At 47.4% G+C, this 14,641-nt stretch carries 17 protein-coding genes; 1 reads left to right on the forward strand and 16 read right to left on the reverse strand.

Annotated features, from left to right (window positions below; genetic code table 11):
* Window positions 1-136 precede the first annotated feature (136 nt).
* Genes BLQ16_RS06005 through BLQ16_RS06015 form a run of 3 tightly spaced genes read right to left on the reverse strand, consistent with a single transcriptional unit; the run spans window position 137 to window position 3,102 of the window.
* The gene (locus tag BLQ16_RS06005) at window positions 137-367 is read right to left on the reverse strand and encodes a hypothetical protein (RefSeq protein ID WP_091791842.1); all 231 of its coding nucleotides are present in this window, start codon (window positions 365-367) and stop codon (window positions 137-139) included.
* Between the two features lie 26 nt (window positions 368-393).
* Window positions 394-1,614: a hypothetical protein gene (locus tag BLQ16_RS06010; protein WP_091791843.1), complete on the reverse strand. Its 1,221-nt coding sequence runs from the start codon at window positions 1,612-1,614 to the stop codon at window positions 394-396.
* Between the two features lie 24 nt (window positions 1,615-1,638).
* On the reverse strand, window positions 1,639-3,102 hold the full coding sequence (locus BLQ16_RS06015; protein WP_091791844.1) for a serine hydrolase: 1,464 nt from the start codon (window positions 3,100-3,102) through the stop codon (window positions 1,639-1,641).
* Window positions 3,103-3,311: 209 nt separating this feature from the next.
* On the opposite strand from BLQ16_RS06015, the gene BLQ16_RS06020 reads away from it, so the two are divergent.
* The gene (locus BLQ16_RS06020) at window positions 3,312-5,159 is read left to right on the forward strand and encodes an AraC family transcriptional regulator (protein WP_091791845.1); all 1,848 of its coding nucleotides are present in this window, start codon (window positions 3,312-3,314) and stop codon (window positions 5,157-5,159) included.
* Window positions 5,160-5,287: 128 nt separating this feature from the next.
* Here the strand turns inward: BLQ16_RS06020 and rbr are convergent, their stop codons facing one another.
* The 13 genes from rbr to BLQ16_RS06085 all read right to left on the reverse strand — a co-directional run bounded on the left by rbr (window position 5,288) and on the right by BLQ16_RS06085 (window position 14,625).
* The gene (rbr, locus tag BLQ16_RS06025; RefSeq protein WP_091791846.1) at window positions 5,288-5,857 is read right to left on the reverse strand and encodes a rubrerythrin; all 570 of its coding nucleotides are present in this window, start codon (window positions 5,855-5,857) and stop codon (window positions 5,288-5,290) included.
* Window positions 5,858-6,013: 156 nt separating this feature from the next.
* Window positions 6,014-6,292 carry a Veg family protein gene (locus tag BLQ16_RS06030; RefSeq protein WP_091791847.1) on the reverse strand — a complete coding sequence of 93 codons (279 nt, stop codon included), beginning with the start codon at window positions 6,290-6,292 and terminating at the stop codon, window positions 6,014-6,016.
* Window positions 6,293-6,517: 225 nt separating this feature from the next.
* Window positions 6,518-6,970 (reverse strand): 50S ribosomal protein L9, encoded by a 453-nt coding sequence (gene rplI, locus BLQ16_RS06035; RefSeq protein WP_091791848.1) that lies wholly within the window; start codon window positions 6,968-6,970, stop codon window positions 6,518-6,520.
* A 59-nt stretch (window positions 6,971-7,029) separates the two neighbouring features.
* Complete coding sequence (gene hisE / locus BLQ16_RS06040) at window positions 7,030-7,353, reverse strand: phosphoribosyl-ATP diphosphatase (RefSeq protein ID WP_091791849.1); 324 nt, start codon at window positions 7,351-7,353, stop codon at window positions 7,030-7,032.
* An 8-nt stretch (window positions 7,354-7,361) separates the two neighbouring features.
* The gene (gene hisI / locus BLQ16_RS06045; RefSeq protein WP_091791850.1) at window positions 7,362-7,694 is read right to left on the reverse strand and encodes a phosphoribosyl-AMP cyclohydrolase; all 333 of its coding nucleotides are present in this window, start codon (window positions 7,692-7,694) and stop codon (window positions 7,362-7,364) included.
* A complete protein-coding gene (gene hisF, locus BLQ16_RS06050) occupies window positions 7,694-8,446 on the reverse strand; it encodes an imidazole glycerol phosphate synthase subunit HisF (RefSeq protein WP_091791851.1) in 753 nt (250 codons plus the stop codon). Before hisF ends, hisI begins: the two co-directional genes overlap by 1 nt.
* Entirely contained in the window at window positions 8,439-9,173 is a 735-nt protein-coding gene (gene hisA / locus BLQ16_RS06055) for a 1-(5-phosphoribosyl)-5-[(5-phosphoribosylamino)methylideneamino]imidazole-4-carboxamide isomerase (protein ID WP_091791852.1), read from the reverse strand. The genes hisF and hisA overlap by 8 nt, the downstream gene beginning before the upstream one ends.
* A 20-nt stretch (window positions 9,174-9,193) precedes the next feature.
* Window positions 9,194-9,772, reverse strand: a complete 579-nt coding sequence (gene hisB / locus BLQ16_RS06060) for an imidazoleglycerol-phosphate dehydratase HisB (RefSeq protein WP_091791853.1) — start codon at window positions 9,770-9,772, stop codon at window positions 9,194-9,196.
* Window positions 9,772-10,776, reverse strand: a complete 1,005-nt coding sequence (locus BLQ16_RS06065) for a pyridoxal phosphate-dependent aminotransferase (protein ID WP_091791854.1) — start codon at window positions 10,774-10,776, stop codon at window positions 9,772-9,774. Before BLQ16_RS06065 ends, hisB begins: the two co-directional genes overlap by 1 nt.
* Window positions 10,776-12,065 (reverse strand): histidinol dehydrogenase, encoded by a 1,290-nt coding sequence (gene hisD, locus BLQ16_RS06070; RefSeq protein WP_091791855.1) that lies wholly within the window; start codon window positions 12,063-12,065, stop codon window positions 10,776-10,778. The genes BLQ16_RS06065 and hisD overlap by 1 nt, the downstream gene beginning before the upstream one ends.
* Window positions 12,062-12,685, reverse strand: a complete 624-nt coding sequence (gene hisG, locus BLQ16_RS06075; RefSeq protein WP_091791856.1) for an ATP phosphoribosyltransferase — start codon at window positions 12,683-12,685, stop codon at window positions 12,062-12,064. Before hisG ends, hisD begins: the two co-directional genes overlap by 4 nt.
* 1 nt (window position 12,686) lies before the next feature.
* Window positions 12,687-13,874, reverse strand: a complete 1,188-nt coding sequence (hisZ, locus tag BLQ16_RS06080; RefSeq protein ID WP_091791857.1) for an ATP phosphoribosyltransferase regulatory subunit — start codon at window positions 13,872-13,874, stop codon at window positions 12,687-12,689.
* 115 nt (window positions 13,875-13,989) lie between these two features.
* A complete protein-coding gene (locus BLQ16_RS06085) occupies window positions 13,990-14,625 on the reverse strand; it encodes an IS1096 element passenger TnpR family protein (protein WP_091791858.1) in 636 nt (211 codons plus the stop codon).
* Between the last annotated feature and the right edge of the window lie 16 nt (window positions 14,626-14,641).

A 14,641-nucleotide genomic window follows, 5' to 3' on the forward strand; every position in this document is an offset into this window, starting at 1 on the left:
AACGATACGATTTCAACGTAAGCAAATTCATCAATACCTATCCAGTTCTCTTCTTCGAAAGGATAAGCACACTTCATCAAGTATAAAACTATATGTCTTTTATTATCAAGAAAAACGAGGTGAATTATATATGCAATCAATTTTTATCACGTATTTTTTGAAGAAACTTGGCAATTTTTATACCTGGATCTTTCATCACATCCATTCGTTTTTCATTAATCACCGAAGCATTGACTGCAATTAAATCAATCTCATTTGCAACAGCAAAGTTATATGCTTTTTTCGTGATAACAGTATTGCCATCGATTTTAATACAATTGACGCCATCTTCTCTCATCTTTTGTATTTTCTTTAATGTGATAAACATACTCCGCCCTCCAACATACTAGTTATTTAGCGCGCAAGCATTGGAAGCAAAACAGTTACCGTAAACAAGAGGCCAAACAAGAACCCTGTGTTACCCATAATATACATAGATGGCGCAATCTGTCCATAGATAAATTTCCGTTCTTCTTCATTACGTGCAGCACGAGCCGATACTTCGGTAGACACAATACTAATCCCCGGGAAAAGGAACATAATCCCAACGCCTGCGGCAGCAGATAAAATGGGATCGTATCCGAAAAATTTACCAGAAATATATCCACCAAGCCCAAGGCCTACTGCAGATAGTACAATCAATGCCACTATTGAAGGAAGAACAGATATAACCGCCTGTGGAGTTAACCCATTCATAGAAGTCAATAAATACCCTATAATCAGTACTGTTAAAAATCCGGAAGAGTTTGCTCTTTCATCAAATAAATAAAGTCTAAAGGCACCAAACAAGCAGCCCAAAATACCAATTAAAAAGCACCACAAGAAAGCAGACATCCCAGTTACAGACTCTAATGCCACAGCCCCCCATACAGCTAATGCCATTTCTAAAAGAACAACCCCATTATGATCAAGTTCACTCGGAAGCCATGCCGGGAAAAATGGACTTGGATTCTCTGGAGATCCGTATGCATCCCCACGCTTTGTAAGACGTACTTCCTGCTTATCTTCAACTTTTGCAACTTTTTGTAACAAATATGCATCTTCTGCATTTAATTTTTTAGCATATTTTCGGAGGATAAATGATGCAATTGGCTGTCCAATAGGATCTACTGTTACAATCATAATCGTTGGGACACCAATTAAGGCAACCAAATCCAATTTATTTAACTGTGAAATAGTTGCAATCCCCGAAATTGCCCCGCCGCCACAACAAGCTCCTGCACCTGCAACCATAGTGTCCAATCCAAAGATTAGGCCGCCTATACCTACAGTAAATATCAGAGCAACGATTACGGAAACCAATGCCATAATAACACTTTTTAAGTTCTTAACATATTCTCCCGGAGCAACACCAGTGCCTACACCAACGCAAAGCATGTAAAAAGCCATATCCCCCATTGTGGTAAATCCAGCAGTTTCGGGATATGTCTGCGGCATACCACACCAAATTAAAATAAGGTATAGAATTAAAGCACCAGCCATTGACGGAACTACTGCTTTCGTCAAGTATGAAATTACTTCACCGACAGCAACTAGGCCGAATACTACACAGGCAGCCAACATATAACTAGTCATCTTCTACTCCTTTCTAGCAAATTACTACTTTGCTTGGCGAGTAAATATAATTGGTTTTACAGAAGGCTCTAACGGAATATCAAAACGATCGATAGAACCATCATAAGCATTAGTATAAAAAGTAACTGGTGCCGTCACCACTAAAGTATCCATCTTTATATTGGGCATCTTAAAGATATCATAATGATAATGCACCATTGGTTGCGCCATACCACGGAAAATAGCTTTTAATTGATTCTCTTCTTTTAAAATTTTGATTTTTCCATACCCAGGATTCCAATATTCCCCAATATAGCTCTCCAATTCATGAGAAGGTTTTGTTCCAGTAACGGGCTTATCAGGCATAAGGTTAATTACCTCATCCAAATAGAATCCACCCCATTGGCCCTTTTGAGACTCAAAGAACGCTGACCAGTCGTGTGTTTTTTCAAGTCCCAGTACATTATCTAAAATAGTATATAGAATAGATTGTTCAATTAATATTGCAGAGTTATGATTATTAATCATAATCATAACTCCAATGTTTTTCTTTGGCAGGAAACACATCAGCGAGCAATATCCTTCTATTTCACCGACATGATACACAAGATCATTGCCTCTGTAATAATCTTCAATCCACCCCATACTATATCCTTGGATTGGAGGAATTTCATCAATTTGGACACTCCACATCGGAAAAGGCACTGCCCATCTGTGCATCTCTTCCATACACTGTTTGGAAATTAGCTGTTTTCCATTCCATTCTCCCATATTTAAATGAAATTGAATCCATTTCATCATGTCATCAAGGCAAGAATTGATTGCCGCACACGGCTCCCCTGGGCTAACCGACCAATTTTTAATCTTCACAATGGTCCCATCGTCCTGCCGCCAATGTGGCTCAGCGATATTACAGCTTGCTCTTAGTTCAGAAATGGTAGTATTACTATTTGTCATGCCTAGTGGTTCGAATATCCATTCACGGATCATATCATCCCATTGCATACCACTAATTCTTTCTGCAATATATCCAACCAACGTATAAACTACATTGTTATACTGAGTTTTCATTCGAATCGGTGCATTTGGCTCGATATATCGTAGGCGTTTGAAGAGTTCTGCTCTATCAATCTCATCTGTATACAAAGAATCATGCCCCGGAATGCCTGTTCTATGATTCATCATATCTCTAATTGTACATGTCTTAGTTGAATAGTCATCATACATTCTAAAATCTGATAAATACTCAATAATGGGAGCATCATAATCCAGTTTCCCCTGGTCAACTAGCATTGCAATAAGCGCAGCTGTAAACGACTTTGTGCAAGATGCAATGCCAAATAAGGATTGGGAATCTAATTTCGTCTTTTTTTCAACATCTGCTACTCCATACCCCTTAGATAAGATTGTTTTACCATCCTTAATAACCCCAATCGCCATTCCTGGAATGTTATGAATTTTTAATTCATTTTCGACATACTCATTAGATATAATATCTATTTCACGCATTTCCTTACCTCCTTCTATTCTTCATCCTTCTATAAAACGCATTATATAAAATCATAATAGCCTGATTCTTCAATTATTCAACATTTAGATTGCTATAAAATATCTTTACATTGCTATTTTTTCAATAAACCTGAAATCTATTCCATATTTGTGTATAATAAACGCAAGATAATACATTTATAAAGCAATATAATTCTAGAGGTACTAATATGAGATCTGAAAAATATGTTTATAATGATGATTTGCCGATAAATATATCAGTAAAAAACATCAGATATTACCCGCCGCATTATCATGAAGATATTGAGATCTTGCTCGTTCTACATGGTGATTTAAACTTTAGAAATGGGCCTTTTAATTATAAACTTACAGCCGGGGATATTTTTACAAACAACCGATACGAAGTTCACTCCATGAAATCAACCGATCAGGATAATGCAATTGTAAGTATAAAAATAAGCAATAGATTTTTTACTCGTTTTTTCCCTACTCTGTCTACTAGCACCTATATGTATTATTCGGATAAAGATAAAGTTAAGCAACAAGAACATCTAAAACTTATGATTCTATCTTTAGTAGATAAATATTTAAAAAAAGGCTATAACTACAAACAACAGTGTATAGATGATACTTTTAGAATAATTGAGTATTTAAATGAAAATTTTAACGTATTTGGGTTCACAAAAAATCAACTCACTAAATTCGAGAGTTCTAACATTGTAACAATACAAAGAATCCGCGACATTATTCATTATACATATGAGAATCATTCATCTAATATTTCTTTAGATGATTTAGCAGAGCTTGAACATCTAAATAAATACTATCTATCTCATTTAATAAAAGACAGTATCGGAATCAGCTTTACGCAATTTCTTTATTTCGTAAGAGTTGAATGGTCAGAAGTGAATCTAATAAATTCTAGGAAAAAAATCAGTGAAATTGCGCGAGATGTTGGCTTTTCAAGTACAAATTACTATCGAAAATATTTCAAATATTGGTTTGGAGATACTCCAGAAAATTATAGAAAAAAATATGCTCCGCTCATAAAAAATGAAAATAATCTAGATTTATCATTTGTACTTAACGAGACTGATGCTATTTATCTAATCAACTCTTTATTATCACAGATGGGTATTTATGATTCCTCAACAAGTATTTCGAATAATAAAAATGTATCGATTAAAATTAATAACGAAACAGTTCCTATAAGGGAGATTATGCATCACCCTAGAGTGTTAATCACAATGAATGACTTCAACTCTATGCATTTTCGCCTATTTAAATATCTATATGATTTGAATTGCCAGGAAGTAATCTTACAAATTAATGATAGAGACAATGCTATAGAAGTAGTATCCGCTCGTGACTATTTTTTGAATCATGGATTCCACGTAACACTTGATTCACATAAATCTACTGCAAATCTAAGCCATGGATTTGATTCCATAGCATCAATGTTCTATATATATAAGCGTTATATACTAAGTGACGATAGTCAAATAACCTTACAGTTACGTGACCAATGCAATTCTGATATTTTTCTAAGCGGACAATACACGCTATTAACATCAACTGAAATTCCTAAACCAAGTTACTATGCATTTCAGATTTTATCTATGCTAAATGGTGAATTACTTTCTCATAGCCAATATCACACACTAATCAAAATTCACACTAAATTTCCATCATACTTATTGTTAACCATGAACTTTAATGAATCTATAGAAAAACTATGTACTACAACACCAACAATATACGAGGTCAAAAGCACTATTGATTCTTTTATTGATGAATTAAATATTTCCGTAAAAATAGAGCTCCAAAAAGGTAAATACATAGTTACTAAACATACTTTTGATTACTACAATAATATCTTTAACTTCATGAGTAAACTTAACTTTCCCAGCTCATTAGACCTATCAATAACTAAAATCCTAAATTATTGCACTATTCCACAGACCGACATATATTCAACCGATATCACCGATAATATCTTAATTACCAGTACCTTGAGAGGAGTAGGATGCCAAGCCATATATATGCAAAGGATGTGATTTATCCTTTTTAATGATTAATCTAGTATATTCGAAAGAATGATAACACTAAAATTCTATTCCTTTTAAAAGCTCATAAAAAAATCCGTCGGCACTCCACCGACGGATTTTTGACATTAGGAACAGACTTATTTAACGATGTCGCTGTTGTCTTGTGCGTAAGCTTCTGCTTGCACTTCAAAGTGGGCTTGCGGATGCAGGCAGGCCGGGCATTTTTCCGGTGCTTCTTTACCTACATAAATGTAGCCGCAGTTGTTGCATTTCCAACGCACATCGTGGTCACGTTTAAAGACGGTGTCATTCTTGACGGTTTCAAGAAGTGCCAGATAGCGTCTTTCGTGTTCACGTTCAACTTCGCCAACGTGTTTGAAACGATCGGCAATTTCATCAAAGCCTTCTTCACGAGCTTCTTTTTCCATGCGTTGATACATGTCGGTCCACTCGAAATTTTCGCCTTCTGCTGCCATGGTGAGGGCTTCAGCCGTGGCCGGAATCTTGCCGCCGTTCAGGAAGCGGAACCACAGTTTTGCGTGTTGATGTTCCTGGCGAGCGGTTTCAAAAAAGATATTTTGAATTTGAACATAGCCGTCTTTTTTGGCTTGTGCGCCGAAAAAGTCGTACTTGTTGCGTGCCATGGATTCACCGGCAAAAGCTTCCTGTAAATTTGCTTCAGTCTTGGTACCTTTAATGTCTTTCATACTCATTCTCCTCTTCTTAAAGTGAATTCCTCCGAAAAAATCATCGCAGGGTGACAATTTCACCTACCCTTTATATAACCGCTCTTGTAAATTCCAAACAAATTCTTGCATTTTATTCAGCTGTTGCAAAAAGGACCCTTGAGGGTCCTCTGCTGGTTAGTTAATATTGGGGGTTAATGAATAGGTGTGTCCGTCTTTGTGCAATGAAATAACGACATTCCCCGTGAACAAGTCCACGTAGCTGAAAGATAAACGCCGCTCTTCTTCATCGCTATCATCCCCAACACGGACAACAAATAAATTGGGATATGTATTTTCCAGGACACCTTCATACGGTACAATGCGTTTTCGACCGACATTTGCGTCCACGTCTATGTCGCACCCGACAAATGGGGTCAGTGCTTTGCGCAAACGCTCAATGGTTCTCTTGGACATACAACCTTCACCCTTTCGATGACCTCTTTAGCATATCATATACAGTATAGTGCATCAGAAAGGGTTTGTCAAGTTGACCAAAAATTATACAAAGAGATGGCAGTCCTGTCAAGATGTAAAAGGGCCTTTTTTGACAAAAAACAAACATTTTATGCCATTTTTTAATTTACTTTTTTCTGGACCCATAAAAATACCCTGCAGGGGGTTTCTCTGCAGGGTAGGCCTTTAGTTTTCTTCGGCGGAGACTTGTACGCGCAAGGTCGGATGCACCTGCGGGTGCAATTTCAAGGTCACTTCCGCAACGCCTAGGTCTTTAATGCGTTCCGGGAGGATAATTTTACGCCGGTCAATATCAACGCCGTATTGCTGTTGTAAGGCTTCGGCTATTTCTTTATTGGTGACGGCGCCAAAGGTCTTACCGCCGGAGCCGACTTTCGTGTACACTTGTACCTTTGCATCTTTGAGTTGCTCGGCAATGGCCTTGGCTTGGGCCAATTCATAGGCGGCTTCTTCGGCTTGGGCTTCTTGACGCTCTGCCAACTCTTTCAAACTTTTTTTGCTTGCTTCAACGGCCAATCCATTGGGAATGAGAAAGTTGCGCGCATAGCCGGTTTTTGCATTAACGACGTCATCTTTCTTACCCACCTTGGCAACATCTTGTAATAAAATAACTTTCATTGGCATGCTCCTTTCGAAATTGGCTTCATCATAGCAGAATCAGGCCCCAGACGCAAGGATCAGCTCTCGTGGTCGCTGGCATGCACCGGTTTCTTATTGCCGATGCGTTCAGCCCTGCGCATCAATTCAGCGTCAATGGCGTCAAGGGAAACGCCTTTTTCAGCCAGAAGTACCATCAGGTGATAGAGCAGGTCGCTAATTTCACCAACAAAGGCATCTGCATCGGTATTTTTAGCGGCAATGACCACTTCCGTCGATTCTTCACCGACTTTTTTTAAGATTTTATCCAATCCTTCATCAAAAAGATAGGCGGTGTAGGAGCCTTCAAAAGGAGCGATGCGCCGCTCTTCAATGACTTGATAAAGCTGTTCTAAACTTTGCATAAATCCCCCTATTGATGACTTTCCGGTAAGACAGGGTTAAAAAAGCAAGTGACGGCGCCAGTATGACAGGCCGGTCCGGCGGGCAACACTTTGATCAGGAAAGTGTCCAGGTCACAATCGGCTGTGATGGAGACCACCTTCTGGGTATTGCCGCTGGTTTCTCCCTTATGCCAGAGGGTTTGCCGGGACCGGCTCCAAAAAACCGTTTCGCCGGTATCCAGCGTTGCCTGCAGGGCCTCTTCGTTCATGTAGGCCAGCATCAGGACCTCGCCACTCCGGGCATCTTGAACGATGGCGGGCACCAGGCTGCTTTTTTTAAAATATTGGCTGAGCGGCTGCATCAATAAACGTCCAGCCCTTCTTCTTTCAGGGCTGCTTTGATTTCGCCAACGGACATTTCCCCGAAATGGAAGACGGAAGCAGCCAAGGCCGCCTCGCAGTCACTTTCTTTGAGCACGTCGATGATGTCCTGGACCTTCCCGGCGCCGCCGGAGGCGATGACCGGAATAGAGACCGCTTCGGTAACGGCACGGGTCATGGGAATGTCATAGCCGGCCTTGGTGCCGTCTGCATCAATGGAGGTAAGCAAGATGGCGCCGACGCCCAGGGCTTCCACTTCCTTAGCCCAGGGCAAAAGGTCTTTACCGGTATCTTCCAGGCCACCGCCTATAAAGACGTGCCAGGAGCCATCCACTTCTTTGGCGTCAATGGCAGCTACAATGGCGTCTTTGCCGTATTTCTCTACGCCCTGGCGCAAGAGATCCGGGGTTTTCACCGCTGCGGAATTGATGCCCACCCGGGTGGCCCCGGCGGCCATGGCGGCATCAATATCTGCCAGGGAGGTCATGCCGCCGCCTTGGGTTACGGGCAGGTCGGTGACGGCGCAAACCCGTTTCAAAACATCCAAGCGGGTGGCCCGTCCTTCGGTGCCGGCGGTGATGTCCAAAACGACCAGCTCATCGGCCCCTTCTTCTGTGTACCGCTTGGCCAGGTCTGCCGGATCGCCAACGTCTTTGACGTCTACAAAGTGAACGCCTTTGACCACTTTACCGTCACGGGTGTCTAAGCAGGGGATTAAACGTTTTTTATTCATGTGTCTCTCCTTTGGCAATCGCCAATGCGTCTTCCAAGTCAAGGGTGCCTTCATATAAGGCTTTCCCGCAGATGACCCCATCAATGCCCAAGTCCTTGATGGCGCGAATGTCCTCTTTTGTGTGCACGCCACCGGAGGCGATGAGTTCAGATTCGGGCATGGCCTCTCGTAAGCGTTTGAGCCCGTCCAGGTCCGGACCGGTTAAGGTCCCATCGCGGCTGATGTCCGTATAAATAAAGGTGTGGACGCCCAGCTCGGCCATCTTTTCGGCCATTTCAATGTAGTCAATATCGCTTTTAGAGGTCCAGGCATCGCCACAAACATAGCCGTCTTTGGCGTCAATGCCCACGGCAATTGATTCCGGGCCGAAATTGTTAATGGCCCGGCGAACAAAATTGGGGTCCTCAATGGCAATGGACCCCAGCACCACCCGACGGATGCCGTTGTTTAGATAGTGCCGGATCTGGTCTGCTGTCCGGATCCCACCGCCCAGCTCAATGCGCAGGTTGGTCCGCTTGCCGATTTCCAGAAAAATGCCGCTGTTTAACGCCATCCCCTGTAAGGCCCCGTCCAAGTCCACCATGTGCAGCCACTTACAGCCGGCGGCTTCAAAGCGGCGTGCCGTGTCCAATGCGTTGTCCGCCACCTTATGGGCGGTATCTAAATCGCCTTGATATAGGCGGACGCAGGTGCCACCCTTAATATCAATGGCCGGTAAAATAATCATGTGTCGCCTCCTTGTAAAAATCAGGCGTGAAAAACGCCTTTTGTAGATAGGATGCCCTCCCGTTTAGCCAGGGCTTTGCGCAGGGCATGGGCCGTGCTTTTAAAAATCGCCTCCACCCGATGGTGGTCGTTGTGCCCGGAGAGAACGGCTATGTGCAGGGTAATGCCGGCGTGCATAACAAAGGCGCGGAAAAATTCTTCCACCAATTGGGTGTCCAGCTGACCGATCATCGGGGCTGTAAAGTCGGCATCAAAGACCAGGTAGGGCCTGCCGCTCACATCAACCACCGCCCGCGCCAGGGCTTCATCCATGGGGATGAAGGCTTCGCCGTAACGGGCCAAGCCGGTTTTCGCGCCCAAGGCTTGGTGCAGGGCATCACCCAGGACAATGCCGCAGTCTTCCACAGTATGGTGACCGCACACTTCCAAGTCACCGTCACAATATAGGGTCAAATCCCAGCCGGCATGAACGGCCAAGGCGGTCAACATATGGTCAAAAAAGCCGATGCCCGTCTCAATGGTGGTATGGCCGGTGCCATCCAGGTCCAAGAGCAAATGGATATCTGTTTCTCGTGTATGACGTCTGCGTTCAATGCTCATCACAAGTCATCCTTTCTGAGAATAGCCGCCAGGGCTTCTAAAAAGCAGTCGTTTTCTTCCGGCAATCCGCAGGTCACCCGCAAACCGTGCGCACCAAAGCGACGGATCACGATGCCTGCCGCCTGCAAGGCAAGGTCTATTTTTTCCGCATCAGGCACTTCAAAGTAAATAAAATTCGTCACCGACGGAAAAACACGGGCCCCTTCCCGGTTGGCCAACAGCGCTTCCAGGGCTTCCTGTAATTTTTCCCGGCCGGCCACCACGCTGGCACAGCGTTCGCAAATGTGGTCCGGCTGGCCGTACAACAAGGTACCGAATAACTGGGACAGACTGTTCACATTGTAGGGGCTTTTGATGGCTTCCAAGCGGCTTAGCATTTCTTTTGGAAAAAGGCCGAAGCCAAGCCGCAAGGCTGCCAAGCCAAAGGCCTTGGAGGCCGTGCGCAAAACCGCCAAATTCCCGGTCGCTGTTACCTTGTCAATCACGGTCTGATCCCAGAAGTCCATGTAGGCTTCATCCACCACAACCAGGCCCTCAAAGTCCGCTGCCAAAGCCAGGACCTCTTGGCGTAGAAGGCCGCTGCCAAGGGGGTTGCAGGGGTTGGAGAAGAGGAGCATGCCACAGCCTTGGGCCTTCGCCTCCGCCAGGTAGGCGGCCGGATCCAGCCGACCCTCCGGCCCTTTAGCAAGCTTGACGGTTTGAACACCGGCCAGGGCCGCATATTGATCGTACATGGAAAAATCCGGCGTGCTCAAGGCTACCGGCCGCTTGTCCCCAGCGTAAGCCAGCATGAGCAGCATGAGCAGCTCGTCTGACCCGTTGCCGCCAATCACCAAGTCCGGCGAAACGCCATAGTAGTCTGCAAAGGCTTCAATGGGCCCGGCTACAGCCGGATCCGGATAGCGGTTAAACTTCACCGTGCGCAAGGCGTGGCACAGCAAGTTTTGACTTTCTTCGCTTAAATTAAAGGGACTTTCATTCGCATTTAAATAAATTGTTGCCATCAGCCCTCACCCCTTATCTCAACCGACCGTGCGTGGGCGTACAGGCCTTCCGCCTGGGCAAACGCCACGATTGCGGCCGCATCTTCTGTCAACGCTTCTTGTGAATAGCGGGATACCTGCATGCGCCGCATAAAGTTTTCCACCCCCAGGGGGGAGAAAAATCGTGCCGTGCCGCCGGTGGGCAGGACGTGATTGGTGCCCGCCATATAGTCGCCCACCGCTTCCGGTGTGTAGGGCCCCAGGAAGACGGATCCGGCAGACCGCACCATATCGATCCGGGACTCCGGTCCTTCACCGACCAACTCCAAATGCTCCGGTGCCACCCTTTCCGCAATCGCCATGGCTTCATCCAAGTCCTTGGTTACAATGATGGCCGAATACCGGTCCAGGGCCTGGCTAATGATGTCACGGCGCGGGGCTTGGGCAGCTTGGTCAATAACCGCCTGCCGGACCGCTTCCGCCAGGGCCGCATCCGGCGTAAGGAGAATGCCGGCGGCCTGGGGATCGTGTTCACATTGGCCCAGCAAGTCCGCCGCCAACCAGGTCGGATTGGCATCGCCATCGGCCACAATGAGGATTTCAGAGGGACCGGCAATCATGTCAATGTCCACAACGCCGTACAATAACCGTTTGGCCGTTGCCACATAGGCGTTGCCCGGCCCGGTGATCTTGTCCACCTTGGGCACCGATGCCGTCCCGTAGGCCAAGGCCGCACAGGCCTGAGCGCCACCGGCCAAGAGCACCCGGTCCACGCCGGCCACGGCACAGGCCGCCAGCGTCATATCGTTCACCTGCCCTTGGGCATCCGGCGGTGTGGCGACAATCAAGCTTTCCACCCCGGCAATACGCGCCGGAATGGCATTCATCAGCACGGTGGACGGATAGGCCGCCCGTCCTCCGGGCACATAAAGGCCAACCCGTTTGAGGGGCAGAAGGCGCTGCTCCAACTGGACGCCGTTGGCTTTTTGGAGAACAAAGCCTTCCGGCCGCTGCTTGTCATGAAAGGCGCGGATATGGGCTGCCGCTTTTTCCAAGGCTGCCCGCAGGTCAGGCGCCAACCGGGCCAAGGCGGCCTGGCAATCGGCCGGCTCCAAAAAACGGACCGGCCCGGCAAATCCGTCAAAACGTTCGCTGTAGCGGCATAGGGCCGCATCGCCTTCTTCACGCACAGCCGTCAATATGGCCTGCACCTGCCGGACCAGCTCGGCATCCGGTGCGTCCAGCCGGTTTTCCAGCCGCTGCAAGTAAGCCAGGTGGGCCTTGTCCTTGGTCGACAGGCAGGGGATCATAGGGCCACCTCCCGGGATACGTTTTCAATAAAGGCCTCAATGTCATGGTTCTTCAGCTTCATGGCGGCCGTATTCACAATCAAACGAGCAGACAAGGCCGCCACATCTTCAATGGCTTCCAAGCCGTTTTCCTTCAGGGTGTTACCGGTTTCAACAATATCAATAATGCCGTCCGCCAGACCCAATAAGGGGGCCAACTCCACAGACCCCTCTATTTTTATAATACCCACATCCATGCCCTTTCGCGCAAAATAATCGCGGGTGACATTGGGATACTTACTGGCCAGCCGGTGACCGGTGTAGTCGGCATAAAAGTCCGTTCCCTTGGGCACCGCCAGCGCAAAACGACAGCGGCCAAAGCCCAAGTCCATGACCTCATAAAAAGAGCCGCCGTATTCCATAATGGTATCTTTACCGACAATGCCCATATCACAGACCCCGTGAATCACATAGGTGATCACATCCGGTGCCTTGGCGAGCATGACTTCAATATCATCGCCCACCGGCAGAATCAGCCGCCGGCCCTTGTCGGCCAGGGCGGCGGTATCGTATCCGGCCCGGGCTAAAAGGGCCGTCGCTTCTTTTTCCAACCGCCCCTTTGTTAAAGCTATTCTCAGCATGTCACACCTCCTGCCAATGGACATCGCCATTTTCAAAAATCATAACGCCTTTTGCACCCAAGCGCTCCGCTTCCGCCGCCACGTCTTCACGTCGGTCGGAAATGGCCAGGACCAAACGTTCCTGACGTTGACTGCGCCAAATCAGCGCCTCAGATAAGTCCTCCCGGGCTGCAAAGAGCAGGTAAAAGGGCTCCCGCTCCGGTGGCCGACGCCGATTGAGCACCTGGGCGATCAAATCAATCCGGACACCAAAACCGATGGCCGGGACTGGGTAGTTAAAGTTTTTCAGGAGCCCGTCATAGCGCCCGCCGGACAGGACCGCCTCGCCGCTGCCGTCAATGTAGCCGCGGAAGACCAGCCCGCTGTAATAGTCCGCCTGGTTGGCCAGGCTCAGGTCCAGCATAATATGCTCATCGCGGCACAGGGCCCGCGCCAATTCATACCGGCGCTCCAGTTCATCCAAAACCTGGGCCACCTCCGGCGCCACCGGTGCCACCACTTCACGGGCCTTTTCCAGGACCCGGTGGTCACCGAACAAGCGCGGCAGGGCCAGAAAGGCCCGCACCACCGGTTCGTCCCCATACGGGGCCAAAATATCCCGCAGGCGGGAAAAGTTCTTCCCTTCCAGGGAGGCGCGAATCTGAGCAGCCGTTTCATCTTCAGCGCCCAGCGCATTCAAGAGGGCATCCACAACGCCCACATGTCCCAATTCCAGCCGATACCGGTTCAGCCCTATGGCGCGCAAGGCGGACCAGCTTAAAGCGATCATTTCCGCATCGGTCTTGTAGCCATCGCTGCCCAAAAGTTCCACACCACATTGGTGCATTTCATTGGAAAAGCCCTGCAGGGTGCTGGAATTGCGGTAGATCATCTCATCATAAAAGAGTCTGAGCGGCAGCGCCCTGCCTGAAAGCTTGGTGGCCACCAATCGCGCAATCGGCACCGTTGCATCCGGACGAATCACCGTCAAACGGCCATGGCGGTCAATGGATTTCACCATGCTTTCCTGCGAAAAATACCGTTTGCCTGCAGTAAAAACATCGTAATATTCAATGCCCGGGGTCCGGACTTCTTCATACCCGTAGGCTTGAAATAAGTTGCGCAACTGACCGGCGACCCTGTACTCACGGTCTGCCAAGGGGGTCAGCACATCGCTGCTGCCCTCCGGGGTCAAGCGTGCCATGTTCATTGCTCAAGCTCCTTTCGCTCTCTCAATCTATTGGTACATGCTTTTACTTTAGCATAGTAACGTGTTATTGCGTCACAATGATATTCTATCCCAGTCCAGCCGGTTCGTCAACCGTTTATCTGTTTTTTCTTTCGGCCGCACACACCTTTAACGCCGCCTGAACCCGGTCAGCGTCAAAGAAGTACAGGTCCTGGTCCTCCAGCCAATCGCGAATCTCATCTGCCTGCGGACCGTTCTCGGTTAAATGCGCCAGCACGTCGTAGTAGCCCTGCAAGCCGCCGACCCCCACAAAGGGCGCCGTGCCGATGCCCTGGACCAAGCGTGGCAAGTCACCGTCCACCGCCTCATCCATCGGCTCTGCAGATAGGCGCCAGCGCCATTCATCGATCATATCATATAGAAAGGTCAGGTTCGGGTGGTCTTTTAAAAAAGGCCACAGGGGCAGGTCACCGGCGTATACGATGACGGTTTCACCGGGGGTTTCTTCAACTTCTTCTCCCTTGGCCTCAGCCTCAGCCGCCCGTTCTGCCTTCAACACCTTGGCTTCATTCAGCAGGGCCCTGTCTTCAGTAATGCGCATTTTAAATTCCGGGCAAAGAATCTCCCAACTTTCCGTGCCCTTGTAACCGGCGGCAATCGCCAACCAGCGCCCCAGGTCTGCCGCAGTGGCATGTCTGGGAATAAGCAATTCCCGCCAGATGGGGCTTTCACCGGCGTCAAAGGTCATGAGTAATTTAATCGCTTCCTGCATAGTTATCTCCTTTGCA

The organism is Peptococcus niger (genome assembly GCF_900101835.1).
Lineage (GTDB): Bacteria > Bacillota > Peptococcia > Peptococcales > Peptococcaceae > Peptococcus > Peptococcus niger.